The 25,084-nt window shown below is 47.9% G+C and carries 24 protein-coding genes and 1 pseudogene; 11 read left to right on the top strand and 14 right to left on the bottom strand.

Going from position 1 to position 25,084, the window contains the following annotated elements; all coding sequences use genetic code 11:
* Window positions 1–106 precede the first annotated feature (106 nt).
* The 6 genes and pseudogenes from PSE6802_RS0110195 (at window position 107) to PSE6802_RS28500 (ending at window position 6,497) form a co-directional block, all read left to right on the top strand.
* Window positions 107–1,816 (top strand): iron uptake porin, encoded by a 1,710-nt coding sequence (locus PSE6802_RS0110195; protein ID WP_019499962.1) that lies wholly within the window; start codon window positions 107–109, stop codon window positions 1,814–1,816.
* A gap of 283 nt (window positions 1,817–2,099) precedes the next feature.
* The gene (hisA, locus tag PSE6802_RS0110200; RefSeq protein WP_019499963.1) at window positions 2,100–2,870 is read left to right on the top strand and encodes a 1-(5-phosphoribosyl)-5-[(5-phosphoribosylamino)methylideneamino]imidazole-4-carboxamide isomerase; all 771 of its coding nucleotides are present in this window, start codon (window positions 2,100–2,102) and stop codon (window positions 2,868–2,870) included.
* A 117-nt stretch (window positions 2,871–2,987) separates the two neighbouring features.
* Window positions 2,988–3,389, top strand: coding sequence for a DUF3352 domain-containing protein (locus PSE6802_RS0110205; protein WP_156815484.1), 402 nt, complete (start codon window positions 2,988–2,990; stop codon window positions 3,387–3,389).
* Window positions 3,325–3,930 (top strand): DUF3352 domain-containing protein, encoded by a 606-nt coding sequence (locus PSE6802_RS31890; RefSeq protein ID WP_083901684.1) that lies wholly within the window; start codon window positions 3,325–3,327, stop codon window positions 3,928–3,930. Before PSE6802_RS0110205 ends, PSE6802_RS31890 begins: the two co-directional genes overlap by 65 nt.
* A gap of 149 nt (window positions 3,931–4,079) precedes the next feature.
* Window positions 4,080–4,139, top strand: a pseudogene (locus tag PSE6802_RS36090) (hypothetical protein); the annotation flags it as partial.
* Window positions 4,140–4,178: 39 nt separating this feature from the next.
* Window positions 4,179–6,497, top strand: coding sequence for a serine/threonine-protein kinase (locus PSE6802_RS28500; protein ID WP_019499968.1), 2,319 nt, complete (start codon window positions 4,179–4,181; stop codon window positions 6,495–6,497).
* A gap of 162 nt (window positions 6,498–6,659) precedes the next feature.
* Here the strand turns inward: PSE6802_RS28500 and PSE6802_RS28505 are convergent, their stop codons facing one another.
* From PSE6802_RS28505 to PSE6802_RS0110255, 7 genes are all read right to left on the bottom strand, one after another.
* Window positions 6,660–7,475, bottom strand: a complete 816-nt coding sequence (locus PSE6802_RS28505; RefSeq protein ID WP_225902665.1) for an IS630 family transposase — start codon at window positions 7,473–7,475, stop codon at window positions 6,660–6,662.
* Window positions 7,390–7,701: a helix-turn-helix domain-containing protein gene (locus tag PSE6802_RS34745; RefSeq protein WP_225902666.1), complete on the bottom strand. Its 312-nt coding sequence runs from the start codon at window positions 7,699–7,701 to the stop codon at window positions 7,390–7,392. The genes PSE6802_RS28505 and PSE6802_RS34745 overlap by 86 nt, the downstream gene beginning before the upstream one ends.
* Window positions 7,702–7,827: 126 nt before the next feature.
* Entirely contained in the window at window positions 7,828–8,178 is a 351-nt protein-coding gene (gene psb28 / locus PSE6802_RS0110235) for a photosystem II reaction center protein Psb28 (RefSeq protein ID WP_019499970.1), read from the bottom strand.
* A gap of 133 nt (window positions 8,179–8,311) precedes the next feature.
* The gene (locus PSE6802_RS0110240) at window positions 8,312–9,001 is read right to left on the bottom strand and encodes a hypothetical protein (RefSeq protein ID WP_019499971.1); all 690 of its coding nucleotides are present in this window, start codon (window positions 8,999–9,001) and stop codon (window positions 8,312–8,314) included.
* Window positions 9,002–9,153: 152 nt separating this feature from the next.
* Entirely contained in the window at window positions 9,154–9,453 is a 300-nt protein-coding gene (locus PSE6802_RS0110245) for a hypothetical protein (RefSeq protein ID WP_019499972.1), read from the bottom strand.
* 1 nt (window position 9,454) lies between these two features.
* Window positions 9,455–9,808 (bottom strand): hypothetical protein, encoded by a 354-nt coding sequence (locus PSE6802_RS0110250; RefSeq protein WP_019499973.1) that lies wholly within the window; start codon window positions 9,806–9,808, stop codon window positions 9,455–9,457.
* 148 nt (window positions 9,809–9,956) lie between these two features.
* Window positions 9,957–12,662: a CBS domain-containing protein gene (locus PSE6802_RS0110255; RefSeq protein ID WP_026103213.1), complete on the bottom strand. Its 2,706-nt coding sequence runs from the start codon at window positions 12,660–12,662 to the stop codon at window positions 9,957–9,959.
* Between the two features lie 1,024 nt (window positions 12,663–13,686).
* Here PSE6802_RS0110255 and PSE6802_RS0110270 point away from each other — a divergent pair.
* On the top strand, window positions 13,687–14,835 hold the full coding sequence (locus PSE6802_RS0110270) for a CAP domain-containing protein (protein WP_019499977.1): 1,149 nt from the start codon (window positions 13,687–13,689) through the stop codon (window positions 14,833–14,835).
* A gap of 70 nt (window positions 14,836–14,905) precedes the next feature.
* On the opposite strand, the gene PSE6802_RS34750 is transcribed toward PSE6802_RS0110270, so the two are convergent.
* The 3 genes from PSE6802_RS34750 to PSE6802_RS0110285 are packed head-to-tail and all read right to left on the bottom strand — an operon-like array spanning window position 14,906 to window position 17,992.
* Window positions 14,906–15,193 (bottom strand): hypothetical protein, encoded by a 288-nt coding sequence (locus tag PSE6802_RS34750; protein WP_019499978.1) that lies wholly within the window; start codon window positions 15,191–15,193, stop codon window positions 14,906–14,908.
* 19 nt (window positions 15,194–15,212) lie between these two features.
* On the bottom strand, window positions 15,213–17,549 hold the full coding sequence (locus PSE6802_RS28515) for a heavy metal translocating P-type ATPase (protein WP_019499979.1): 2,337 nt from the start codon (window positions 17,547–17,549) through the stop codon (window positions 15,213–15,215).
* Complete coding sequence (locus PSE6802_RS0110285; RefSeq protein WP_019499980.1) at window positions 17,546–17,992, bottom strand: heavy metal-responsive transcriptional regulator; 447 nt, start codon at window positions 17,990–17,992, stop codon at window positions 17,546–17,548. The genes PSE6802_RS28515 and PSE6802_RS0110285 overlap by 4 nt, the downstream gene beginning before the upstream one ends.
* Window positions 17,993–18,278: 286 nt before the next feature.
* On the opposite strand from PSE6802_RS0110285, the gene PSE6802_RS0110290 reads away from it, so the two are divergent.
* Window positions 18,279–18,884 carry an NADPH-dependent FMN reductase gene (locus tag PSE6802_RS0110290; protein WP_019499981.1) on the top strand — a complete coding sequence of 202 codons (606 nt, stop codon included), beginning with the start codon at window positions 18,279–18,281 and terminating at the stop codon, window positions 18,882–18,884.
* A 28-nt stretch (window positions 18,885–18,912) separates the two neighbouring features.
* Here the strand turns inward: PSE6802_RS0110290 and PSE6802_RS0110295 are convergent, their stop codons facing one another.
* Genes PSE6802_RS0110295 through PSE6802_RS0110305 form a run of 3 tightly spaced genes read right to left on the bottom strand, consistent with a single transcriptional unit; the run spans window position 18,913 to window position 21,219 of the window.
* The gene (locus tag PSE6802_RS0110295) at window positions 18,913–19,977 is read right to left on the bottom strand and encodes a glycosyltransferase family 4 protein (protein WP_019499982.1); all 1,065 of its coding nucleotides are present in this window, start codon (window positions 19,975–19,977) and stop codon (window positions 18,913–18,915) included.
* Window positions 19,974–20,195, bottom strand: coding sequence for an addiction module protein (locus tag PSE6802_RS0110300; protein ID WP_019499983.1), 222 nt, complete (start codon window positions 20,193–20,195; stop codon window positions 19,974–19,976). The genes PSE6802_RS0110295 and PSE6802_RS0110300 overlap by 4 nt, the downstream gene beginning before the upstream one ends.
* Window positions 20,196–20,223: 28 nt before the next feature.
* A complete protein-coding gene (locus PSE6802_RS0110305; protein ID WP_019499984.1) occupies window positions 20,224–21,219 on the bottom strand; it encodes an LCP family protein in 996 nt (331 codons plus the stop codon).
* Between the two features lie 189 nt (window positions 21,220–21,408).
* Here PSE6802_RS0110305 and PSE6802_RS0110310 point away from each other — a divergent pair, with 189 nt between their 5' ends.
* The 3 genes from PSE6802_RS0110310 to PSE6802_RS0110320 all read left to right on the top strand — a co-directional run bounded on the left by PSE6802_RS0110310 (window position 21,409) and on the right by PSE6802_RS0110320 (window position 24,317).
* Complete coding sequence (locus tag PSE6802_RS0110310) at window positions 21,409–22,365, top strand: sugar phosphate nucleotidyltransferase (protein ID WP_019499985.1); 957 nt, start codon at window positions 21,409–21,411, stop codon at window positions 22,363–22,365.
* A gap of 12 nt (window positions 22,366–22,377) precedes the next feature.
* Window positions 22,378–23,103, top strand: coding sequence for a pseudouridine synthase (locus PSE6802_RS0110315; protein ID WP_019499986.1), 726 nt, complete (start codon window positions 22,378–22,380; stop codon window positions 23,101–23,103).
* Between the two features lie 209 nt (window positions 23,104–23,312).
* Window positions 23,313–24,317, top strand: coding sequence for a RodZ domain-containing protein (locus tag PSE6802_RS0110320; RefSeq protein ID WP_019499987.1), 1,005 nt, complete (start codon window positions 23,313–23,315; stop codon window positions 24,315–24,317).
* A 20-nt stretch (window positions 24,318–24,337) separates the two neighbouring features.
* Here PSE6802_RS0110320 and PSE6802_RS0110325 read toward each other — a convergent pair whose 3' ends face one another.
* A complete protein-coding gene (locus PSE6802_RS0110325) occupies window positions 24,338–24,832 on the bottom strand; it encodes a bifunctional nuclease family protein (RefSeq protein WP_019499988.1) in 495 nt (164 codons plus the stop codon).
* Between the last annotated feature and the right edge of the window lie 252 nt (window positions 24,833–25,084).

The following is a 25,084-nucleotide window of genomic DNA, read 5'->3' on the forward strand; positions in this document are numbered from 1 at the left end:
TAAAGGCCAGATTTTGGGTAAAACCAGAGTTACTTCTATAGACTTATTGAAGTAATGTGTTATATATGCTAAAAGTATCTACGGTGTGAGAGTTTGGGTAAAAATTATGTCTAAATTCAGTAAATTATCGCTTAGTTCAGTTTTATTTGTTTCAGCAGTCGCAGCATCATCCATGGTGCCAGGTGTAGTTAAAGCGCAAACTGTTGACAATACAGCTACCGTGCCAGCTACAACTGTGCCAGCTCCTGACTCAACAGTTAATGAGTCCAGCCTGATTCGTTCCATTGGTAAAGATCCAATGGTAAATCGCACGGCTCAGAACGCTGCTCCAGAAACTCAAGCTCAAAACGTGACCTCCGTGTCTCAGTTGAGCGATGTTAAGCCGACCGACTGGGCATTTACAGCCTTGCAATCTCTGGTAGAGCGCTACGGTTGTATTGCTGGTTATCCGGATCGGACCTATCGCGGTCAGAGAGCCATGACCCGCTTCGAGTTTGCTGCTGGTTTGAACGCTTGCTTGGACAAGATCAACGAAATTATCACCGCTGGTCTAGCTGATAAAGTCAGCAAAGAAGACCTGGCAGCGGTGCAAAAGCTACAAGAAGAATTTGCGGCTGAATTGGCAGCTCTGCGCGGTCGGGTAGATGCTTTAGAGTCAAAGACTGCTCAGCTTGAAGCTCAGCAATTTTCTACCACTACCAAGTTAAACGCCACAGCGATTATTGCTCCGTCCTTTGCGACAGATAGCAACGTCACTCTCAGCGGTCGCGTACGCTTAAACTTCGACACCAGCTTTACCGGTAAGGATTTATTGCGTACTCGCCTGCAAGCTGGTAACGTAACTCGTTTCGATCGCGTACCTGGTATCCTTTCCTCGACAGTTGCTGGTACGACAGCTACTGCTCGTTTGGGCTTTGATACTAACACCGACAACCAGTTCGAGCTAGACAAGTTGTTCTATCGTTTCCCGGTTGGCAACCAGGTCACGGCTTTTGTTGGTACCCGAGGTGTGGATTGGGATACCGTATTCGATACAGTTAATCCATATTTCGCTGATAGCGACAACGGCGCAATTTCCAGATTTGGTCGTTACGAGCCATTCATCTTCCGCGCTCCCCAGGGTGCTGGTGCAGCGATTAACTTCAAGTTCAACGATCAATTCGGTCTGAACCTGGCTTATCTAGCTAACCAACAGTTTGCTGGTAATGCGGTCGGTCAGTCTGGCTTGACCAATGGTGGCTACGGTGCAGGTGCTCAAATTGTCTTCTCGCCCAACAAAGACTTGAAGATCGGTTTAGCTTACATCCGCAGTTTCGAGCCTGGTTTTGAGATTGGTAGCAATACTGCCACTCTAGTTGATGTATCGGGTTCTACCGGTAGCGTGAATTCTAGAAGACCATTTGGTGCAGTTGATACCTCTACCGATCGCTATGGCGCTCAGTTAAGCTGGAAAGTTGCTAAGGGATTTGCCTTTGGTGGCTGGGTAGGCTTTGCCAACATGCGTCAAGAGTCTGGGATTGGTCGTAACAATGCTGATGCCTTTAACTGGGCAGTTAGCTTGGCTTTCCCCGACCTGTTCGGTGAAGGCAACGTGGCTGGTATTATCTTCGGTCAGCCACCTAAGCTGACATCCAACTCGATCGTTGCTCGCAGAGACGATGGCAGCACCACCTATCACTTGGAAGCACTTTACAGATGGAGACTTTCTAAGAATATCTCTATTACTCCGGGTGTATTCTTTATCTTCAATCCTGAAAACAACAGTGCTAACAACACCATCGTGGTTGGTACTATCCGTACAACCTTCTCCTTCTAAGGACAGTAGTTATCTGAGTTAGGTTAAGGTTTAACCACTAACACAGCTAATCCTTTAAACCCACCCTCTTAGCTATATAAGAGGGTGGGTTTGTTATTGCAGCAATCTAGATTTTTAAGGTGGGCAACCCCCACTACTAGAGCTTAGCATGGGCTTTTAAAAAGGCTAAAAGCCGACCGCCGATCGCTCTGTATTTAAAGTTTTATATTTTATGCCGTAAAGATAGTTCCTCTATACAGGCCAAAATCGATAAAATAAGCTACTGCATTCGGGAATGTAAAACATGGATGTGATTCCGGCACTTGATATTTTAGATGGACGTTGCGTAAGGTTGTATCAGGGGAATTACGATCGATCGGAGGTATTTGGGGAAGATCCGGTTGCGATCGCCCAGCGTTGGTACGATGAGGGCACAAAGTATTTACACGTAGTCGATCTCAATGGTGCGAAAGAGGGATCGCCGAAAAATCTACAGGTAATTGAGGCGATCGCTCGGTCTTTGCCGATTCACGTACAAGTAGGTGGTGGTTTGCGCGATCGCTCTAGTGTCAGTGCGGTTTTAGCAACGGGTGTGAGTAAGGCTATTTTGGGCACGATCGCGGTAGAGCAACCGCAGCTAGTTGCCGATTTGTGTGCGGAATTTCCCGGACAAATTCTGGTGGGCATTGATGCCAGAGACGGGAAGGTAGCAACGAGGGGATGGCTTACTACATCCGAGACGATCGCGTCTGATTTAGCTCAGCGCATGGCGCAAGTTGGGGTAGCTGGCATTATCTACACGGATATTTATCGCGATGGCACATTGCAGGGGCCAAATCTGGAGGCGCTCAAGCAATTGGTGCAGAGCATTGATATTCCTGTGATCGCTTCCGGTGGTATAAGCTCTATTACAGATTTACTCAGTCTGTTGGCTTTGGAGCCATTAGGTGTAACTGGTGCGATTGTGGGCAAGGCAATATATACGGGCAACATCGATTTAAAGGAAGCAAATCGAGCCGTTGGCAGCGGGCGTTGGCAGGACGTGCCACCGGATATGGGCACGGCGATCGCGTAACTGGATTGGCAAAAGCAACTGTTAAACACGCCGAGCCTGCGTAGAGAATTTCTGGAAAATCTGGCATATTTGTACTTAGTCCTTGCTTTTAGCCAACTAATTAAATAAGAGGTTGCCTTGTTCATTCCTTTAGCCCTGCTCCTTATGCTTGGGGTTGCCTTCGAGCAGCCTGCGATCGATGTTAACCCTGCTGTCAAACCTAATGTCAATAGGGAAACTTCTATACAAGCAGATCGGGGCGATCGCAAGCGCAATCCGATCTTTGCCCAGGCTCTAGCGCCAAAAGCAGTCAGCATGCCAAAAGCCGCTGAAATTTTACCAGCGGAGACGATCGCTGTCGGTTTTCTGAATTTTGATGCCGAAGCGTGGGCTAATTTAAAACTATTTAATCCCTTTTCAGAGAATCCACTGGGGATATTAGACCAAATTCTGGCATTGCCCAAGGGTAAAACATTTGTCAAAGACATCCAGCCCTGGATTAGCGATCGCATTGCCATTGCTCTGCCCCTACATCGTTAATTTCGGCATTACCCTGTTAATTCAGACATCCAATCGCAAAGCGGCGACGGCAGCGCTGGATAAGTTTGCGAAATGTGCAGATAAGACATCAAAAGGTGCGATTAAGGTATCGTCGCGGCGGGTTGTTAATTGGCCAGTTACTAGCTGGGAGGTAGCTGATTCGGACAACAAATCAGCATCGTTGAGCGTCATGGCTTATACATGGCTGGACGATCGGACGCTAATTATGACGACGGGCATGGGGCCGATGGCCGAGCTTCTGCCTCAGCCCAAAAATACACTCGATCGCGATCCTACGTTCAAAGCAGCGATCGCGGAGATGCCAAAGCCAAATTTTGGATATTTCTATATCAATGCCAAGTCAATCATTAAGCTAGTTGACGATGCCCTCACCCTCCGAGAAGAATCGAGGAATGAGATTCCCCAACCCATCGATCGCCTCTTGGGAATAATTCAGGGAATGGCGATCGTCTATTCCGCTACACCAGAGAAATTGCAATCGGATTTCTTCTTGGGGCTATCGCCACTCGAGCAGCGTTAGCAAGCGATCCCATCCGTTAAAGCGATAGTATTGAAGCTTAGAAGTGAGATCTATGATACAGATCGCAGTTGGAGGCGATCGCGATCGCAGACACAGTTCGGAAATTCTCTCTAAAGTAAAAGCAGTCCTCACATATCCCCCGAAGACCTATGCTTTTACAATCTACACTGTGCTGCCTCAATCCCGACTGTCCATCTCCGATTAACCCTGCTGGTAATGTTCACTGCCAGAATTGTGGGGTACTCTTAGTGGGCTTGTTGTATAATCGCTTCAAGATTGTCAAGCCAATCGGTAGGGGTGGATTTGGCAAAACTTACCTTGCTGAAGATGTCGATAATCTCAACAGTCGTTGTGTGGTTAAGCAACTGGCGTATCAGGGACAAAGCAGTTGGGCGACTAAAAAAGCAGTAGAGTTGTTCGAGCAAGAGGCGAAACAACTGGCTTTGTTGAGTGAGAATCATCAAATACCGAAGTTACTAGCTTATTTCCAGGATAGTAACCATTTGTATCTGGTACAGCAATTTATCGAGGGAGAAGATTTACTAAGACAACTAGAGCATCAAGGTCAGTATAGCGAAGTGCAAATCAAACAGTTGATGCTTGAATTGTTGCCAGTTCTGCAATTCATTCACGATCGCGATGTGATTCACCGTGATATCAAGCCCGAGAATATCATGCGTCAGGCTAAAGATGGTAAGTTATTCCTGATTGATTTTGGCGTATCAAAACTGATATCACCAACCATAACCGGAACAGGGAGCATTCTCGGTTCCCACGGTTATTCTCCATTGGAGCAAATCCAACAGGGTAAAGTAGTCTATGCCAGCGACCTTTTCGCTTTGGGCGTAACTTGTTTTCATCTATTGAGCGGCATTCATCCCCAGCACCTATGGGCAGAACGAGGCTACGACTGGACGAACGATTGGCAAAGATATTTGCCATTTCCCGTTACTGCCCCATTGGATTCCGTGCTGAATAAGTTGCTAAACAAGGACGTTCAGAGTCGCTATCAATCGGCAAATGAAGTCTTGAAAGATTTGAGATCGCCAGCATCGTCAACCTTACCAACTTCACCACTGCCGCCCAAAGCTCCTACAACCGTACTTAATCTCCCATCTCCGCCTCCTGCTACCTCTGTCAGCACATCTGCTGCGAGTGGGAAAAGATGGTTCAAGAAGCCAGCGATCCCGATCGGCATGGGAGTCGCAGCTATTGCTGCGGTTGGTCTGGCAATTGGCATTCCCAGGCTATTGCCAAATCGACATGCCACCACACCTGAAGTAGTGGAAATCTACAAACTTGCGAGTGAAAAATCCAGTCAAGGTAAAAAACAAGAAGCACTTGAGGATTTCAATAAAGTACTCGCACTCGATCCTAACTTTGCCAATGGCTATATCGATCGGGGTAACGCTCGCAATGACTTGGGCGACAAGCAAGGAGCGATCGCCGATTACTCCAAAGCAATCGAACTCGATTCGAGGTATGCCGATGCTTACATCAATCGAGGAAATATTCGCAGCGAATTAGGCGATAAACAAGGAGCAAATACCGATTACTCCAAAGCGATTGAATCAGATCCGAATTATGCTCTTGCCTATTACAATCGAGGCATTGTTCGCAGTGAGTTGGGCGATACTCAAGGAGCGATCGTCGATTACACCAAAACGATCGAACTCGATCCTAACTATGTCAACGCATACTATAACCGGGGCTTTGTGCGCGATGGTTTGAATGATAAGCAAGGAGCGATCGCCGATTACTCTAAAGCGATCGAACGCGATCCGAAGTTTAGCAATGCCTACCTCAATCGTGGCAATGCCCGCTCTATTTTGGGCGATTTACAGGGAGCGATCGCCGATTGTAATAAAGCGATCGAGGTCAATCCCAAGAATGTATCTGCCTACAATGCTCGGGCTGGGGTTCGCCTTAGTTTGAGAGACACTAAAGGTGCTGTTGACGATTTCAATAAAGCGATCAAACTCGACCCTAAAAATGTTTTCGCCTATATCTCAAGAGCTGACATCCGCATTTTCTATCTAAGCGATTTTCAAGGTGCCATTGATGATTCTAACAAAATACTCGAAATCGATAGAAATAATGCCCCTGCCTATATCGATCGAGGTAATGCATATTACAGATTAGGTAAATTGGATAAAGCGCTGGAAGATCTCAACCAAGCAATCGTCCTCAAGCCAGATCTGTATCTGGGATACCAGAATCGAAGTCTCATTCGCCTTGCTTTAGAGGATTTTCACGGCGCGCTTGAGGATAGCAACAAAGTAATCGAACTCAATCCTAAATTGCCTGTAGGCTATCTCAATCGGGGTGTCAGCCACTTTGCTTTAGGCGAACACAAAGCTGCAATAGAAGACTACACTAAAGCAATTGAACTTAAACCTGACCTGAACCAAGCCTACACCGGTAGAGGTGCGGCGCGTGCTGCCTTGGGCGATAAGAAAGGTGCGATCGAAGATTATCAAAAATCCGCTGGTCTTTATCTCAATGCGGGCAGGACAAAAGATTACCAGGATGCTCTCAATCGGGTTAAACAACTTAAGCAGTCGTAATGCCAGAAGTCGCGATCGCAATTCAAAATACTGTACTATATTCTCATTTCCAACTGGAGCGATCGCATTCTGGGAGATGCCAAGAAGCTTCTCGACGATCCCAAACTCAGCGTTTTGATATCGAGGTGATTTTATTGCCTTGGCAATAAAATAGAATGCAATCTATAGAGCAGCATAAATAATAGATGGATGCTTAAAGTAACTCCTAATGTGGGCAGGCAATCTCTGCAATTTCTGCAGTTGAGATAGCAATCTATGTTTTAATTGACCCAGGTTTCGCGTCAGAGGTTTGGCGTGAACTCCCTGTTTCACATCACCATTGAAATACTCTACTGGATTCAACTGCGGCGCATAGGAAGGCAAATAAAATAACTCGATCTCCTGGGAGTGCTGTTCTAACCATTGCTGCACGGGGCGCTCTCGATGGACGGGATGGCGATCCACGATCCAAAACAGTTTGCTTGAACGCTTGTCAATCAACCGTTGCAGAAATTCAATAAATACTGGGGCTGTCAAGGTACAGGTGTAAAGCATAAATTGAATCGTGCCTTGATTACTGATGCTAGCAATGAAATTCAACCGTGTCCGCTCGCGTTTACTAGGACGAATTTCAGGGGGATGTCCCTTGGGTGCATAACCTCGCCCTCCATACTCATCAGAACTGAGTCCCGATTCATCTCCCCACTCGATTTCGGCACCTTCTGCTTGTGCCCGTTGCTCAATCGCGGGATATTCTTCCTGTAACCAGTGTTTCACGGCAGCGGGGTCTTGCTCATAGGCACGTTCGATCGGCTTCTGGGGGCTGTAGCCCCATCGTTTGAGATATTCCCCCACTGTGCGTATCGGCATCTCCACTCCTAATTCTTGCTCGATTAGTATTTGCACGGCTTGTCTAGTCCACAAGGCGCTCTCGGATCTGGTAATCCTCCGGGCTGTGTCCCCGCAGCATTGCTTCAATCGTTGTTTCCTCTGAGGCACTTAAACTGCGCCCTTCCCCTACCTCTCGTCCTCGTCGCTGCTGAAACAGGGCTGCTTCTCCGTAATCTTGATACGCCCACCACCACTCCGTAATCGTGTTACGATGAATCCCCAGGTACTCACTAATATCACATACTCGTTTCCCTTGTTCTCGCAACCGGATCGCTTGCTGTCGAAGGTAATTTTGCGTTTCTATCGATAGGTGTCGGCCATCTGGTTTATCCATGTCAAACCTCCTTGTGCCTTTACTTCTATTATCCTATGCTTTCTTTTTCATTGCCGGAGCAATATCTATCAATGGGGCGAGCATCGCGCAATTAATCCTATGGGAGTAGGATGCAAGGTTACATAATTAGCTCGGAGTGCTAAACTCAAGGTTGTGGTCTTCAGCATAGCGGTGGAAGAATCGCATCACGCGATCCCATTCTCCATCGGAATCCACCTCAAACGAGCACTCTGCTTGAACCAGTTCGTCATCGTCAAACTTAAATTTCATACTGCGAGGGCTAACTTGAATATCCCCCTCTTCGTCACGTAGGAGTACCATTTCTATGTTGTTGGTAAAGCTACGTCCCTTCTCTAATGCAGCTAAACGGTTGAAAAACAAGACTACAATTTTTGCATTAGAACTACGCCGTTTGCGCAAGCTGATACTGGAAATTTCTTCGTTCAACCCATCAATAAACTGGACTGATGTAGACATATGCCCTCCTCCTAGCATGACTGTACTAGTCAGGCTATCTACTATTAGATTAGCAAAGAGTGCGGCCTCAGATGATGAGGAATTGTTAAGGCGATCGAGAGCGGTTTTGCTTAATTCTCTATCTCCCCCTATGCTAATCGATCGCAGGTAATTCTTTCGTCTCAATTACCTTCTTTTGGGCTAAATCTATCTCGGAGACAAAATTCTTGCCGCTCGCCTCGTAGATCGTCAATATACTTGTCTCGCTAATTCGGAAAGTATTGAGCAGCCGATCTATATTTGGGATGACTTCGGTATAGTTTGCCCCCGAAACATCAGAAACAGCAATGATTTTACGATCTTCCTCGGTCAAGCGGCGATCGCTATTTGTATCGGCTTTGACCGCAACATACCAAAGCCCTAAGGCTTGGACTAATTTACCATCCCGATCGTTTTTGCCAAACTTCTCAGCCCGAATAAAAAGGGAATTATTCTTGGGAACGAGACGAATCGCCGATTTATCCTTGACATTCAGAATCAAGTAATTGGTCGTCGAAGATGCACCCTTGGTATAGTAGCCGCGATCGCTTTCCTGTGCCAGTACTATGGCTCCTAAAAGATAGGGGGTACCCTCAATATTTTCAAACGCACCCAAACCTAACTTATTACTCTTGAGCGATGAATTATTAGAATCGGTAAGAATAACGTTACTAATACTGCGATCGCGAGTCGAGTACTTATAAATCTGATAGGCAACATACCCCATCAAACCGATCAGCAGAATGCCTCCCACAAAAACAATAAGCTTATTCACTACATGGATTGGGTCGGGACGATGGCTCATACTGAGAAGTATTTGTAAATTTTGTTTTCGATTATAGTCTAGTAGTTGAAGTCGATATAACGAGTTCGTCGCGATCGCGCTTAAATATTTACAAAGCGATGGGCTTACCAGAAATCTGGCGTTACAATCACCAGGGCTTGAAGATTTTGCAGTTATCTCTGGGGAATATGTAGAGTGCGAAGGTAGCTTGACATTCCCATTTCTTTCCACTGAAACTCTTGAAAGACTCCTCGAACGAGGCAAGCAATCGAAAAATCACAACAATCTAATTCAAGAGTTACGCACTTGATTGCAAAATCAGAAGAACCCACATAAGGCTTACCCTCAATAACTACCCAAGCCGCCCCATCAAGGCGATCGCCTTGATGGGGATGACAGATTAGGGATTTGCTCAGAAATAAAATACCAGCGCCTACGGTTGGGACATTATTTGTTGGCAATTCCCTTAGCATTTTAATGCTCGTTCGCAAAGAATTGAATTGCGTTGGTAACCGAACCGAGATATTCTTCATCCTCTAAGGTCTGAGCAGGTAGTTTGTTCTCATTTACTGCTGCTTGTACGAGGCTTTTAGCTGTAACTTTGCCAGACCGCAAATCGCTGGTAAACTGCCCAGAACTGGCAATTCCACTTTTTTCAAAGTACCCTTGATAGGCAAGGAAAACAAGATTGAAGGGCTTTAACTCAGGGCTAGACATTGCCACGTACCGAATAGATGGATTCGCCCCGATCGTTTGGGCATTGACGGTTGGAACTGCTGATGCAAGTAGTACTAAAACTGAAAGACTGCTAAGAAGAAGGCGTTGCATAGTATAAACTCCCTGTGTTGCTGGTTGTTTAGTAAATTCGATGGCTACTAGAATGCATTAACAAACTGAGTTAACCCCGATCGCTATATGAGAGTTCGTTCAGAATTTGCTAAGAAACCCGATCGCGATCGTTTCCGGTTTGAAAGGCTTAAGGTAGAGGAAACTGCTGTGTTATAAATGACTCAGCTTCAGTTACAGTCGCGATCTTCCCATCCAGTACTTGCTCTCGCAGCGCATTGAGCATGGTTTGGTAATGCCGTCCTGGTTTATAGCCCATGCGCTTCAGGTCTTGACCGCCAAGGGGCATTTTCATCAAATTCCATTCTCTCAAATAACGATATAGCAACCTGCAACTGACAGGCGTAGCAACTATTGCTAACATAACCACCTCGGTCGCGCTCGCTCGCTCCAGCAATCTCACCACTTGACTGGGTGATAAATTAGGCGTGAGTTGAGGTAAGAGGCGATCGCTCAAGTTGCGGAAATTTGCCAATCGATGTAACCCTGCTTGATTGAGATGTAGCCGCTTGGCGATCTCTACTGGGTCTGGATGAGGAGCGCTTGGCTGCGCCCCGCAAGCTAATGCAAATTCCAAGCGAACTTGCCAAATACTATGACGTTCTATCTCGCTATAGAAACGGGCAAAATGATATAGCCACGAGCCTAAACGTCTTAGTTGCCAAATCAATTCTGGAGAAAGCTGCAGATCTGGATGCAGGTAGTGTAATGCCCCCAGATCGTCTAACTGTTGTAGGGCTGCAATCCAATCTTTAGACTCCAGGACGTAACGGAACTCCTGCTTCAGTCTGGTATTTTGATATGCCCATATGCCTTTGCTGTTGTAGCCTTTGATTAACTGACTGGCGGATTGAGCGTATTCTCTTGTACGTGGGTCGAGATGGAATCCCAAACGCACGGCAAATCTGACTGCACGTATGATGCGAGTCGGATCTTCGATAAAGCTATTGGGATGTAAAATGCGAATCGTGCGATTCTCCAAATCTTCTAGACCGCCGAAAAAGTCGAGGATTTGCCCCGCTCGATCGCCATTCAAACGTAAAGCCAGGGCGTTAATCGAGAAATCGCGCCGATAGAGATCCTGCTGGATCGAACTGGCTGCAACCTCTGGCAAAGCCGCTGGATAGGGATAGAATTCCGTGCGCGCAGTTGCAATGTCAATCCACAAACCATCCGACCAGGTAAGTGCTGCCGTCTGAAACTTTCCGTGAATTTCCAATTTAGTTTTGGGATAAATCGATTGCAGCGATCGCGCTAGTTTGACACCCCAGCCTTCCAAATCTTTGCCGTTACCAACCAGGGGATGCTGGCCGTCAACAACTAGATCGAGATCGTCAGTGGCTAGATTTAACAACAAGTCTCGTACAGCACCCCCCACCAAATACAGTTGCAATTGCATCCGATCCGCTGCCAGAGCAGCCTGCTGTAAAATATCCCAATAGCGAGGAGCGAGCAGGTTGTGCAGTTGCACCTGCAAGCGATCTCGTACCTGAGCGATCGGCTGGGGTTCCGAGCTGAGTTGATGGAGGTGGCGCAATACATCCGTGCGCGTGACGATACCCACTAACTCATCATTGTCCAGAACTGGCAACCGTCCAATATCCCATCTCAACATCATGTTCTGAATTTCAGATAGAGGTGTTTGCGGCGCGATCGTCCGCACCGTAGTAGCCATGTATCCCCTCACCGGCGCATGACCAAACCCATGATGTAGAGCCAAATCGAGATCGCGTCGCGAAATCACACCTACCAGTCGATCCTGCTCGTTCACCACCGATAGACCAGAGTGGCCGTAGCGCAACAAAACTCGCTGTGCTTCATCGATTGTGGTATCGGGTCGAATTGTACGTACGGGTGAAGACATCAGCATTTGGGCAACAACTACCTGGGGAACGCGATCGCTCAGAGCCTGTTCGATCTCAGCCGCCAGTACCTCTAAATTTACGGGTCCGTCAGCGGTGACTTTCAAAGATGCCGACGCTGCTAAAGCATGACCGCCTCCACCATAGCGCTGCATCAGGGTATGTAGTTGCGCAAAGTCGTGGCGCGATCGGGCAATCATGCTAATCCGATCTACTTGCTGGGCGATCGCGATCAGGATATCAACTTCAGCGATCTCCATCAGGTGCTCGACCACTCCGGATAAACCAGTGATAAACTGCTCGCGTTGCAAAGGCCACACAGCAATTTGATATCCCTGTACGGTTTTAGTGCGTGCCGGTAATTCTGCCAATCCCTGCGTCAATACCTCCTGCATCAAAGGCGACATGGCATGGTCAATATAGGTGGCTAACACCTTGAGATTTACACCCTGCTGCATCAGCCATGCCAGAGCGATCGCATCCCGTGCTGTCGTATGGGCAAATGTGAGCGAACCGGTATCGACATGTATGCCTAACGCTAGGGCTGTAACTTCAAAGGGAGTAAGCTGAATCGCTTGCGCTTGCAAGCGCTCGACAATCAAAGTACAGGTCGATCCAACTGGTTCTACGCACCGACTTGAGACATTAAAAGTACTTGCATCCGATTCGGAACTAAGGGGATGGTGATCGTAAATATGTACTTCCACTCCTGGTTGGGATAGCCATTCAGCAGCTTTTCCCAAGTAGCTGGGCGATTGCGTATCGACAAGTATAGCGCGCTTAATGGATGCAGGATTGACCGATCGCATCTCGATTAGAGGATATTCATCGCGATACAGGGATAAAAATTCCCGCACAGGTACTTGCATACCACCCGTAAGCACGATCCGTGCCCCTGGGTACAGCCTTGCTGCACCCACTGCGGCACCAAGTGAATCAAAATCCGCCGTAGCGTGACAAAGAATTATATCCATCAACCCAGAGTCATAGTCATGTAAGTAATCTCCGGCGATCGCTATATTGACGATAAAGCGATCGTAGCAGAGGCAGCGCAGAAAATTACATACATCAGGGTAATAAGCAATTACGCCAGCAGCGATCGCGCTGGAAAGATCGAGTAGAGGTAGCGATCGAGACGCGATCGTTTACGATCCTTGCCAAATAGCTGCTTACTTCTCATCAATCGCTTCCACCATCCATCTCTTCATGTTGGTTGAAAGCTAGCAAAAGAGTAGTAAACGATTGGTAAAGGAATAGTAATGGAATCGTAAAGACATCAAATTTGCTGCATGTGGAAATCTGTGGGGCATCAGTTAAAAATATCGAGAAGCCAGCGAAGACGAAATATCAAGGAGAAAGTTTCTGAAGTATAAATATATTTAAAATAATCATTGTATGGAATGGCAAAACCGCCTTTCTACAAGGTTTTTATGATTTAATCGCGATAAGGAGCGATTGCTTTTTCCAGGAATCATCTATTCCTTAAGGAAGATGTGAAGGGATCCGCTACTGAGAAATAATGACTCCCAGTTTGGCAAGCTAGCAATCTTCATTTGCTCAATGTCAACATTTCATATTAGTGGGAACACACTTGTGTTATAGAGATTTGTTCGGTGTCTTTATGCCACCCACTTTTGTGAAATACGAATTAGGTAGCTATCTGATTCAAATAAAAATCTAACTGAGCGATCGCAATCTCTCTTTCTAAATTCAGGATCGCTCGTTAGATAGCTAAACAGCATGACGGCATGCCCTTGAGCATTGCTGCACCACCTTAAAAGAACACTCCTCGGTTAGTGGAGGTTAAGTCACACCCACTAACATTACAAGTTGCGAGGACAAACTCTGAAACTCTAAACTTCGTTCTGAGTTTGTGCGGTCAGTTCGCATGGGAAATTTGCTCGATCGTAATTAGCGCTTGCAAATCTCTGCACCAAGGCTTAGCCGAACGCTATTCCATTTGCAAATTCTGAAATTACTTTTGAGGAATGAAAAGTTATGACAACAAACGCTAATTTTGTCAGCGAAGTGCTGAGACTTACGAATGAATTCCGCGCTCAAAATGGCTTGCCCCCGCTTAAGTCGAACGCGGAGCTGCAAGCCTCAGCACAGGGACATTCTCAAGACATGGCATCAGGCGACTATTTTAGTCACACTGGCAAAGATGGCTCTTCACCCTGGGATAGAGATAAACGGGTTGGTTATGCTGCCAACAGCATGGGCGAAAACATCGCAGCCGGTCAAACTACTCCCCAAATCGTCGTTCAAGGATGGATAGATAGTCCTGGACATCGCGCTAACATGCTAAATCCCAGCTTCACCGAGCTGGGAGTTGGCTACTATCTCCTGGAAAATGACACTGGGAGTGTAAATTACAAGCACTACTGGACTCAGGAATTTGGCAGCGGCGATACCGATCCAAGTAGCAATATACCCCCCGGTTCAAATTCAAATCCGAACCCGAACCCGAATCCAAATCCGAACCCGAACCCAAACCCAAATCCGAACCCAAATCCGAACCCAAATCCGAACCCGAACCCAAACCCGAACTCAGATTCAATTATTACAGGCACGAATGGAGATGATACCCTGAAGGGTGGATCCCGTGACGAGTATTTCTATGGATTGAGCGGTAACGATCTGATCCGGGCTGGGGGAGGTAAAGACCTCATCTACGGTCAGAGAGGGAATGACACCCTCTATGGTGAAGATGGAGCCGATCTCCTGATTGGCGGCAGCAATAAAGATCGCCTTGTTGGTGGTAATGGCGACGACCTTCTGCTTGGCACTAGATGTGTTTCCGACCCAGGAAATGGTCGAGGAGAGATAGATGTCCTGACTGGAAATGCTGGTCGCGATCGCTTTAGCTTAGGTTTGAGCAATAACCCGAAAGCCTTTTACGATGACGGCAATTCTTCATCCTCAGGATCTAAAGACTATGCTTTGATTACTGACTTCAGTCTTAAGGATGGGGATGTCATCGATCTTAAAGGTTCGGCAGGCGACTATCGCTTGAAGGCTTCTTCTAGCGGATTACCCAGTGGCACTGGCATCTTCCTCAAGAACTCAGGAGAGGATGAGCTGATTGGAATTGTCCAAAATGTCGATTCGCTCTCCCTGACAAGCCCAGCATTTAATTTTGTTTAAGATTAAATGCCGTGGTTAAGGTTAATAAGTAAGCATGGATCAATCTTCTTTAACGTCAGTTCTACAGACCTCATGTTTCTTTAGATTCTTTCCCAAATAGCTGCTTGCCGCCCAAAAACCACCATAACTGAGCGCTAATTAGGGCAACCCCTCCCACCGTAACTGCAATTTTGAGTGCGAGGGGTTGCTCAATACGCCGAAATTGATTTAACGGAGGACTAGATTGATGCGATCGCAAACTCGATCGCGCATCCATCTCCTGAGACATCCCAGTCCCGAATATTGCTGATGGTGTTGCAAATAATATTAAGAATAATCCAACCCCAATACCTGTAATGTTGCGCATACTGTTTTGCATGGACTAACTCCTGAGAAATTTAGCGAAAGAGAGAAGGACGGAAATTGCGCAGGCGCAGGGCATTTGTGACGACCGAAACTGAACTAAATGCCATCGCCGCCCCAGCGATAATGGGGTTGAGCAATAGTCCAAACGTGGGAAAGAGAATCCCTGCGGCAATGGGAATGCCCGCTACGTTGTAGATAAAGGCAAAGAAAAGATTTTGCTGGATATTGCGGATCGTGGCGCGGCTGAGTTGAATGGCCGTCACAATGCCTTGCAGATCGCCTGAAATGAGGGTGATATCGCTAGCGGCGATCGCCACGTCCGTCCCCGTACCGATCGCCATACCCACATCCGCCTGCGCCAGCGCTGGAGCATCATTGATGCCATCTCCCACCATTGCCACCAGTTTACCTTCTGCTTGTAATGCCTTTACTTGCATCGCTTTTTGGTCGGGGCGGACTTCAGCACGCACCCGCTTAATTCCAATTTCGCGGGCGATCGCGTCGGCAGTGGCTTGATTATCACCCGTTAGCATCACTACTTCAATTCCCATTTTTTGTAAAGTGCTGACCGCAGAGCAGGATGAAGGTTTTAAGCGATCGGCAATCCCAATTAAGCCGATCGCTCGTCCATCGATCGCCACCCATACAACCGTTTTGCCGCCAGTTTCCCAAGCCGCTTGATATTCCAGCAGCGATTGCGTGTCAACCCCCATTTCATCAAACCAGCGGCGCGTTCCCACCTGTACTAGAGACTCATCTACTTGACCCTGCACGCCGCTACCCGCGATCGCGAGGAAATCCGTCACTGCCATCCAATTGGAGCCACTATTAGATTCATGAGCTGGCGCGATCGTGTTGGCATATTGCACGATCGCCTCTGCTAGGGGATGTTCGGAATGGCGCTCTAGTGCTGCTATCAGTTGCAATAGATAATTTTTGTCGTGCCGATCGTCCGGTACAGCCCAAAAATCTGTCACTGAGGGTTTTCCCTGGGTCAGCGTTCCGGTTTTATCGAGTACGATGGTCTGAATTTTATGGGCTAGCTCCAGACTGGTGGCATCTTTAATCAGAATGCCGTTGGCTGCGCCTTTACCAGTGCCCACCATCACGGATGTTGGTGCTGCCAGCCCCAAAGCACAAGGACAGGCAATAATCAGCACTTCCACCGCCGTAATCGTAGCCAGCGTCAGATTTCCCATGACATTAAACCAAATCACAAATGTGCCGATCGCGATCGCGATGACCGCAGGCACGAACCATCCCGTCACCCGATCGGCTAAACGTTGAATAGGAGCCTTGGAACCCTGCGCATCCTGAACGAGTTGCACGATCTGCGCCAGCACCGTATCTTTCCCAACTCGCCGCGCGCGAATTTGCAAACTGCCAGTTTTATTCAGCGTTGCCCCAATTACTTCATCTCCTACCTTTTTCTCAACGGGAATGCTCTCGCCCGTCACCATCGACTCGTCAACCGTGGAATAACCAGCGATCGCTTCGCCATCTACAGGAATTTTCTCCCCTGGTCGCACCAGCACGACATCATCTATTTGCACTGCCGCAATAGGGACATCAACTTCTTGGCCGTTGCGAATCAGTCGGGCGGTTTTGGCTTGCAATCCCATCAGTTGCCGAATTGCTTCCGAAGTTTCCCCTTTAGCGCGATTCTCCAGCAATTTCCCCAAGAGAATCAGTGCAATCACGATTACGGCTGCCTCGTAGTAAACTGCAGGTTGCAAACCCTGCGCTATAAAGAAACCGGGGGCGATCGTAACGGCGAGCGAATACAGGAAAGCCGCACTTGTTCCTAAAGCAATTAGGGTATCCATCGTTGCGGTGCGGTTCTTAAAGGCTTTCCAAGCGCCGATGTAGAAAGAACTCCCGCCCCAAAACTGAATTGGAGTCGCGAGAAGGAGTTGCAACCAGGGATTGTGCAGCCAGCCAGGGATAAACGGCAGCGACAATCCCGTCATCATCGGCAACGAACCGATCGCTAAGATGGCACCAATAAAGGCTCCCAGAGCGACCTTGCGCGTCAAACCTCTTTGTTCGGCTAAGCGCACCGTCCTTTCTATATCCTCAGAATCGATGGCACTGGCCTCTAGCAAAATGGCGCGATATCCGGCTGCTTCGACTGCTTGTTGCACGATCGCAGGATCGGTTTCTCGGGCGTTATATGTAACTGTCGCCTGTTCTAAGGCAAAGTTGACATTACCGCTAACTACACCCTTAACTTCGCGAATGGCTGACTCAACCCTGTTAGCACAGGAAGCACAACTCATGCCCAACAGTTTTAGAGTAATGGTGGGTAGGCTTTTTGTCCGATCTGCGGCTCCTGGTTTGGCACTGTAACTGGCGGCTGTCTGTCTCATCTACTCTGAACCTCCATGCTCATGCTTCTCTGTAAATTCGGACAAATTTCACCCGATCGCGATGCTGCAGGAGTCCAATCGCTCAATAACTCCCCGATCTCGGCACGCAGGGTTTCTAATTCCTGGATGCGGCGATCGATTTCAACGAGCTGCCGTTCCAGTTTTTGCTTAATTTCATCGCAAGGAATATTGCCGCGATCGTACACCTGGAGAATTTCTGCAATTTCTTGCAGGCTTAAGCCCAACTTTTGCAGCTTTTTAATTGAGGTCAGGCGCGCGATCGCCTCGGGAGGGAATAAACGAAATTTGCCCTCGGTTCGACCGGATGACTTCAACAGGCCGAGTTCTTCGTAATAGCGAATGGTCTTAATCGGCACGTTGCTCAGTTCTGCGACCTGTCCGATTTGCAGTAACGTTTGGGCTTGCGCAATTACAGCTACCATAGTTTCCTTGGGAATTGTTCAAACTCGCTCGACTACATTATTTTTACACTCTCCAGTCAACTGGAGAGTCAAGCAGCGATCGCATTTAATTTTGTACTTAATGTTTCGATCCTCATACTTCTAGGTTGGCAATGCCCACCATACCGCCAATACTTCAATTATCCCCAACTAATACAGAGATAAGCTAGATCGATCTCAAGGGTGATATTAAAACGTAGTCATTACGACTATGATTTATACAGAATAGAATTGTTCAATATAATGCAATTACTTGGGAAGTCAAACTATGGCAACAGAAATATTAAGCCGTCCCCAATCGACACAAGAAGATCGACGTGGTGTCAAGATCGTCGGCATTGGCGGTAGTCTTCGAGCTAATTCGCATACATATCAGGCATTAAATCTAGCCTTGCAAAAGGTAGCAGCGATAGGTGCAAATGTGGAATTACTGGATTTACGCGAGCTAAATCTCCCGCTATGTAATGGCGACAGCGACTATACAGATAATCCCCAGGTAATGCACCTGCGCCGCACCGTTACTCAGGCCGATGGCATCATCCTTGCTACGCCCGAGTATCACGGCAGCGTCAGCGGCGTGCTGAAAAACGCACTCGACTTGATGAGCTTTGACGAACTGTCAGGTAAAGTCTTCGGCCTCATCAGCGTTCTGGGTGGAGAGCATAACAGCAATTCCCTCAACGATCTGCGCACGATCGTGCGGTGGGTACACGGTTGGGTAATTCCAGAACAAATTGCGATCGCTAAAGCCTGGCAAGCCTTCGATAGTCAGGGCAATCTCAAAGATACCAAACTCGACCAAAGATTTGACAAGTTCGCCCACAGTCTGGTGACAAATACCGCCAAACTCAGAGGGATAGAGATTAGCAGTTAGCTTCCAGCAGCCAGGTCTTCAATCCTGGCTATGCTGAGGCGGCAAGGATATCCAAGAACCACTGTTCGAAGCGATCGCCCAGTGCCTGCAACGAATATTGCGTGTCGGCTTGACGGCGGCAGGCGTATCTATTAATGCGTGGCAGCGATTCCACCGCTTCGCATAGCCCTTCTATGCTATCCGGTTCCACCAGAAACCCGGTCTCTCCGTGGCGCACAATTTCGACGGAGCCGCCTCTGGCGTAACTAATCACGGGTACGCCGCAGGCGAGCGCTTCGATCGCCACATTCCCAAATGCCTCTACCCACTTCGGTGTCATTAATAGTGCCTGACACTTACCCAAAATAGCTTGTAGTCCTTCCGTGGCATGGAATCCCAAGTAGTTTAATTTTGCTTTGGGATGATCTTTCTGGACGTTATGCCAGTAGTCCTCATCCTGCATTTTACCCAGGATGTTAATCTCAAGACCCGTTTCTTCTGAAACCGCTGCCGCATCTTCCAATCCTTTTTCCGGCGAGATGCGAGCTACCCAGGCTAGCTGTAGCTCTGGCTCAGCACAAAAATCATAGGCGTTGATATCTATCCCACTATCTAATATACGAAAGTCAGCCAATCCTTCAAAGGTATGGGCTTGGGTGCGGGTATAAACTCCCAAAGTGCCAGGATGGGAATGGGATACTTGAGCGATCGCCAGATCGATGCAGTCCAGGAGCGAACCCATACTGACAAAGTGGGCGATCGGCGTGTAAAAAAATGGTGTTAGATAAAATGGCAGCCAGTCGTAGGCAAAATTGACAATCAGGTTGTAACTATTTTGCATAGTGCGAGCGTATGCCCACATATTCGTCAATACCGAGTTACTAGGGAAACTCACCGGATCGGTACGGGATTGCTGCTGCGCAAAACTATGGACTTCGCCAGGAATAGTAACGATTGGAATAGTCTCCGACTGAGAACCCACACAGGCAGCCAGATGGACTGTATGCGATCGCCGCATCAATTCCATCGCCACATTTTGAATGGTCAGTTCCACACCGCCACCAATACCAGAACTAAATGCCCCTACAGGAGTTGAGATAAATAATAGCTTCATAGAGAACCGATAATTTCTTGTTTGACCTCATACCATAACTTACCGAAATTCGGATGCTGCTTGTAAACAAGCAAACGATTGTCTAGCTCTTGACATTGTGCCTCTGTTAATTCAACTTTGCTGGGATCGGCAGCAATACTCTCCCAAATACTTTCAATTAGCTCGAGTCGTTCTGAGATACTAAGTTCTAAAATTTGATTGAGTAATTGGGGTGCCATAGCCTTACTGAGATATACCCGATTTGTTTTAGTTAGCGATCTGGAAATTACTATTGATAATTCTCACGGAATCATCGGGATCGGCAATCCAATAGCTGGTGTTGAATTCGTAATCGGCACTCGGTCTGCCGGGTAATGTCAGAGTTTTGATGCTATTTGGTTTTAACGTCAGGCTAAATGTTGATAAGGCGATAATTTCATCCGTATTGAGATCGGTGTCGATGTACTGGCGCATTGTATCTGCTAGCTGAGGCAATCTGAATACAAGCCAGGGATCGGATAGCTTTTTCTCGATCGCTTTTAACAAGATTTGCTGCCGTTTGATGCGTCCGATGTCGCCTTCTTCATCGTGACGAAATCTAGCAAATCCTTCGGCTTGCTTGCCGTTCAGCGTTTGCACGCCAGGTTGCAGATCGATACTGAGTTTTTGGGTTTTGTCTTCGTAGCGCATGCGCTTAGGTACGTTAACTTCCACGCCGCCAAGCGCGTCGATTAAAGCCACTAAGCCTGACGTATCAACTCTGGCATAGCGATCGATCTTAACGTTGTAGAGGTTCTCTTTGACGGTGGCGATCGCTAAATTACTCCCACCAAACACATTGGCAGCATTAATTTTTTCCACCCCATACTGCGGAATCTGCACCTGGGTATCGCGGGGAATTGATAATAGGCGCAGCGATCGCGATGTGGGATCGAATCTAACCAGGAGCATCGTATCGCTGCGTCCGTTAAATGCCTCTGGGGAGTTAGGCTTAGCATCCGGTACGCGATCGATACCCATAATCAAAATTTGATATGGCTGGGACAATTTGCGTCCTAAGCCCTCCACAACGATCTCTTGCAGGCTGCGTCCCCTAATTAGCCCGCCCCAGTCAAATGAAGTCAAGGGAGCCAACCTGGCGAGCATAATGCCCGCTGTTACAGAGATCGTAAAGGCGATCGCAAGCAATACTTTCCCAAAGCCAAAGCGACGACGCGGACGCTGCTTGATCCCAGTATTTTTTCTACTTAAAGTCTTTGTCATCCTGATGGGAAGCTAAATGTTGTTGCATAAGATGTTGTCAGCTCGCCTGTTGGTTCTATAGATTTCAATCCGCAGCTAAATCTGGCATTGGCTCAGTTGCACGTTTCAGTTACACATTGCCCCCGCCTCTTTATAATTAATTCACAATACTACGTTCACATTAATTCACTATAACCTCAGGCAACAATTATGCAAGCAGTAATCATTGCGGGTGGTAAGGGCACGCGCCTCAGACCGCTAACCTATGGGTGCCCAAAACCTATGTTGCCTTTACTAGATCGGCCTTTTTTAGAATGGATGATAGAGCGCTGTCGGACGGCAGGCATTACCGATATTTTGCTCAACGTTCACTATCAAGCGCAACAGGTGCAGTCCTACTTTGAAGATGGCGATCGCTTTGGCGTAAAAATTCGCTACATTGAAGAGTCCACTCCTCTAGACACGGCTGGTGCTATAAAGCTGGCCGAGCCATATTTTACGGGAGAATCATTGCTAGTCTTCAATGCCGATATCCTCACCGATTTAGACCTGCAAGCTGTCATAAAGTTCCATCGCGATCGCGGCGCAGCCGCAACCCTGACGCTTACCCGTGTCAGCGATCTTACCCCATTTGGTCTGGTGGAATTGGGCGATGATTCTCAGGTACTGGCATTCCGCGAAAAACCTACACCGGAGCAGGCGGTAGTCTTTATGGAAAAGGGGATCGACACGATTAATGCTGGTACGTATGTCTTAGAACCAAGGATTTTCGATTCCTACGTGGTTGGAGAACCCCTCAGTTTTGAACGGGTTGTATTTCCGGGAGTGTTAGAGCAGGGCTACAAAATGATGGGGTTTATCTGGGATGGCTATTGGTTAGACCTGGGTACGCCCGAAAAATATTGCCAAGCACATCAGGATATTTTGGAGGGTAGAATGCCCTACGATTTAGCTGCTACTGCAACTTCACCTGCACCCGGAGTGTGGGTTGCCAGGACTGCTACGGTCGATCCCGCTGCTCGGTTGATTGCCCCCTGTTATGTCGGCGATCGCGCGGCGGTAGGCACTGATGCCCATATTCCCGCCAATACGGTGGTTGGCGCGAACTCGATAGTCAACCGCCCTATCAGCGCGGGCATCTATTCCCAAGGCTCGATCTTGATTTAGGCACGACAACATATGGCGGAGCGCCTGCAAAAAATTATTTCCCGTTTTGGCATTGCTTCGCGGCGCGAAGCCGAGCAAATGATTCTGGCATCGCGGGTACGGCTGAATGGCACGATCGTGACTGAACTTGGCATAAAAGCAGATCCAGCCAGCGATCGCATAGAAGTTGACGGTAGGTTAATTAACCAGGCGCGTTCTCCCCAAAAAATCTATTTACTCCTAAATAAACCTGTGGCGACGATCTGTACCCGTCGCGATCCGCAGGGCAGGCGAACCGTGCTGGACTTGCTGCCACCGCAATACCAACATCTCTACCCAGTGGGGCGGCTTGACTATAACAGCAGCGGAGCTTTACTTCTGACGAATGATGGTGACTTTGCTAACAGCCTCGCCCATCCCCGCCACCACATAACTAAAACCTATGAAGTGTGGGTGCGCGGTCAGATCGATCTCGAGGTACTGCAAATCTGGCAGGCTGGGGTTGAGTTAGATGGCAGGTTAACCCTACCCTGCGAAGTGACAGTTTTGACGCGAACCTCAGATCGCACCCAGTTGCAGATCGTGCTAAAAGAAGGGCGCAATCGCCAGATTCGCCGTATCGCCGAGCAGTTAAATCATCCAGTTATGGCATTACATCGCGTGGCGATCGCTGAAATTAACCTCGGCAACTTACCTGTAGGGAAATACCGCCACCTCACTAAACCAGAAGTCCAGCAAACTGGATGGCTGATGGGATAAAAGCACGGTTAAGATTTGTGGCATAATAGGGCTGTTCGTAAAAAACGGCTGTAGCTGGAATCTGTTACGAACACGCCGAGGGGCGCTCGGTGTCAGGACGCGGAGACCTCTGCGATCTGCAAGTCAGTGAAGCGTTAAGCCCGCACTGTATGCGTAGCATTAGTGACGGGAGTCGTCACTCTAGTTTGGAGTGAAGCTAGTTGAGTGCTGTGAATACTAATTCTAACCAGTCAAGTAAATTAGCCGAGATCGGAGCGCAACTCAAACAAATGCGCGAGTCAAAGCGCATGTCTATTAGTCAAGTTACGGCGAAAACCCTAATCGCAGAGCGCCATTTGCGGGCGATCGAGGAAGGGAATCTGGATTCGTTACCCGAGCCGATCTACGTCCAAGGATTTATTCGCAAGTACGGTAAGGCACTAGGTCTAGAGGGTTTAGCAGAGGATTTCCCAGTGACCAGCGAACCAAGCCCTCAAAACTGGTCTAGTTCCCCTGCGGCGGAGCTAAGACCATTGCATTTGTACGCGCTCTATATCCTGATCATTGCTGGTGCGGTGAGTTTGCTGGCATCACTCCTGAACCCATTGTCTAACAATCGCGTCAACGAAGGTCAGACAAATCTGAGTCCATCAGCAAGGGTTGCTACCAATGCAGGTCAAGGGAATCAGGCTAAGCCCAAACCAACACAAGGCCCAACCGTGGCGACTAAGCCTGCTCCTAAGCCAACCCCTGCCCAACCTAATGCCCAGTCTAATGTCAAACCTAAGCCTAATGCTCCCACTAATGCTCAAGCATCTAACGATAGCAACTGGGCTGACTTTAGCAATCTAGTTAATGCCAGCAGTAACGTCAATCCCGCCTTCAATTTCTCAGGAGATAAGCCTGTCAACGTCGGGATTGCCATGACCAATCAGTCATGGTTGCGCGTAACTGTAGATGACAAGATTGATTTTGAAGGCATTCTATCAGAAGGTACGCGTAAATCCTGGTCTGCAAATCAAAGTATCGTGGTTCGTGCTGGTAATGCAGCGGCTGTATCTGTTACTTTTAACCAGACCCCTTCCAAGGTATTGGGTGCCGAAGGTGAGGTAGTAGAGCAGACATTTGACAAAAACAAGCAGACTAACACTTCTGAGAGTTCAGATAGCAACAATACCACTCCTACTACCAGTCCATCTGACAATACACCAACCGCCCCCCGATCGCCCCAATAAACGAATTGGCAATTGTAGCTCTAGTTACCTTGTCTTTGTCCTTTGGCAAAATCTTCGGGGTTGAGGTTGGACAGAAATTCACGAAAGGCACGGCGTTCGGCTTCATCTGCATCTTGATCTACAGGTATGGATGCCTCTGAAATTACTTCCTCAACTACCCAGATCGGACAGTTAGCTCTTAATGCCAAGGCGATCGCGTCGCTAGGTCGAGCATCGATTTCCTTAACCGTATCCCCCTGTTTTATGCTCAGTACTGCAAAAAAAGTGCTATTTCTCAGCGAATGAATGACAACTCGCTCGACTTTCAGCGACCACGCATCCAGTGCATTAATCAACAGATCGTGGGTCATAGGGCGGACTGCTGGCTTGGGATCGAGCGCTGTAACTATAGCTTTGGCTTCGGCCTCACCAATCCAAATCGGTAAAGCGCGGCGATCGCCTGCATCCCGCAACAAAACAATCGGATTACGACTGACAGCATCAATAGCGATCCCAGCAACCTTCATCTCAATCATCGCAGTTATGCCTCTTGCACGTAGCTAGACTTGACACTAAGAACTTTCCCCTGAATGTGGGACATCACAATATGCTTTACGTTCCCATTTCTTCGGTTGGATAGTATGCTCTCGTGATGGTGAATTATATCACCCCAGATTATTTAATCTGATGAGTACTTATCCCAAGACAGCAATACTGTCACAGGGGGCGTTTAAGTCGATTATAGCTCGATTATAGTAGTGCGGAAGTGACAGAAATCATTAGTAGGA

The organism is Pseudanabaena sp. PCC 6802 (genome assembly GCF_000332175.1).
Lineage (GTDB): Bacteria > Cyanobacteriota > Cyanobacteriia > Pseudanabaenales > Pseudanabaenaceae > PCC-6802.

What these genes read in the sequence shown, in the direction of transcription:
- PSE6802_RS0110195 (WP_019499962.1), top strand. Translation starts at nt 107, where the DNA reads ATGTCTAAATTCAGTAAATTATCGCTTAGTTCAGTTTTATTTGTTTCA.
- hisA (WP_019499963.1), top strand. Translation starts at nt 2,100, where the DNA reads ATGGATGTGATTCCGGCACTTGATATTTTAGATGGACGTTGCGTAAGG.
- PSE6802_RS34745 (WP_225902666.1), bottom strand. Translation starts at nt 7,701, where the DNA reads ATGGATAAACCAGATGGCCGACACCTATCGATAGAAACGCAAAATTAC.
- psb28 (WP_019499970.1), bottom strand. Translation starts at nt 8,178, where the DNA reads ATGTCTACATCAGTCCAGTTTATTGATGGGTTGAACGAAGAAATTTCC.
- PSE6802_RS0110240 (WP_019499971.1), bottom strand. Translation starts at nt 9,001, where the DNA reads ATGAGCCATCGTCCCGACCCAATCCATGTAGTGAATAAGCTTATTGTT.
- PSE6802_RS0110245 (WP_019499972.1), bottom strand. Translation starts at nt 9,453, where the DNA reads ATGCTAAGGGAATTGCCAACAAATAATGTCCCAACCGTAGGCGCTGGT.
- PSE6802_RS0110250 (WP_019499973.1), bottom strand. Translation starts at nt 9,808, where the DNA reads ATGCAACGCCTTCTTCTTAGCAGTCTTTCAGTTTTAGTACTACTTGCA.
- PSE6802_RS0110255 (WP_026103213.1), bottom strand. Translation starts at nt 12,662, where the DNA reads ATGGATATAATTCTTTGTCACGCTACGGCGGATTTTGATTCACTTGGT.
- PSE6802_RS0110270 (WP_019499977.1), top strand. Translation starts at nt 13,687, where the DNA reads ATGACAACAAACGCTAATTTTGTCAGCGAAGTGCTGAGACTTACGAAT.
- PSE6802_RS34750 (WP_019499978.1), bottom strand. Translation starts at nt 15,193, where the DNA reads ATGCAAAACAGTATGCGCAACATTACAGGTATTGGGGTTGGATTATTC.
- PSE6802_RS28515 (WP_019499979.1), bottom strand. Translation starts at nt 17,549, where the DNA reads ATGAGACAGACAGCCGCCAGTTACAGTGCCAAACCAGGAGCCGCAGAT.
- PSE6802_RS0110285 (WP_019499980.1), bottom strand. Translation starts at nt 17,992, where the DNA reads ATGGTAGCTGTAATTGCGCAAGCCCAAACGTTACTGCAAATCGGACAG.
- PSE6802_RS0110290 (WP_019499981.1), top strand. Translation starts at nt 18,279, where the DNA reads ATGGCAACAGAAATATTAAGCCGTCCCCAATCGACACAAGAAGATCGA.
- PSE6802_RS0110295 (WP_019499982.1), bottom strand. Translation starts at nt 19,977, where the DNA reads ATGAAGCTATTATTTATCTCAACTCCTGTAGGGGCATTTAGTTCTGGT.
- PSE6802_RS0110300 (WP_019499983.1), bottom strand. Translation starts at nt 20,195, where the DNA reads ATGGCACCCCAATTACTCAATCAAATTTTAGAACTTAGTATCTCAGAA.
- PSE6802_RS0110305 (WP_019499984.1), bottom strand. Translation starts at nt 21,219, where the DNA reads ATGACAAAGACTTTAAGTAGAAAAAATACTGGGATCAAGCAGCGTCCG.
- PSE6802_RS0110310 (WP_019499985.1), top strand. Translation starts at nt 21,409, where the DNA reads ATGCAAGCAGTAATCATTGCGGGTGGTAAGGGCACGCGCCTCAGACCG.
- PSE6802_RS0110315 (WP_019499986.1), top strand. Translation starts at nt 22,378, where the DNA reads ATGGCGGAGCGCCTGCAAAAAATTATTTCCCGTTTTGGCATTGCTTCG.
- PSE6802_RS0110325 (WP_019499988.1), bottom strand. Translation starts at nt 24,832, where the DNA reads ATGATTGAGATGAAGGTTGCTGGGATCGCTATTGATGCTGTCAGTCGT.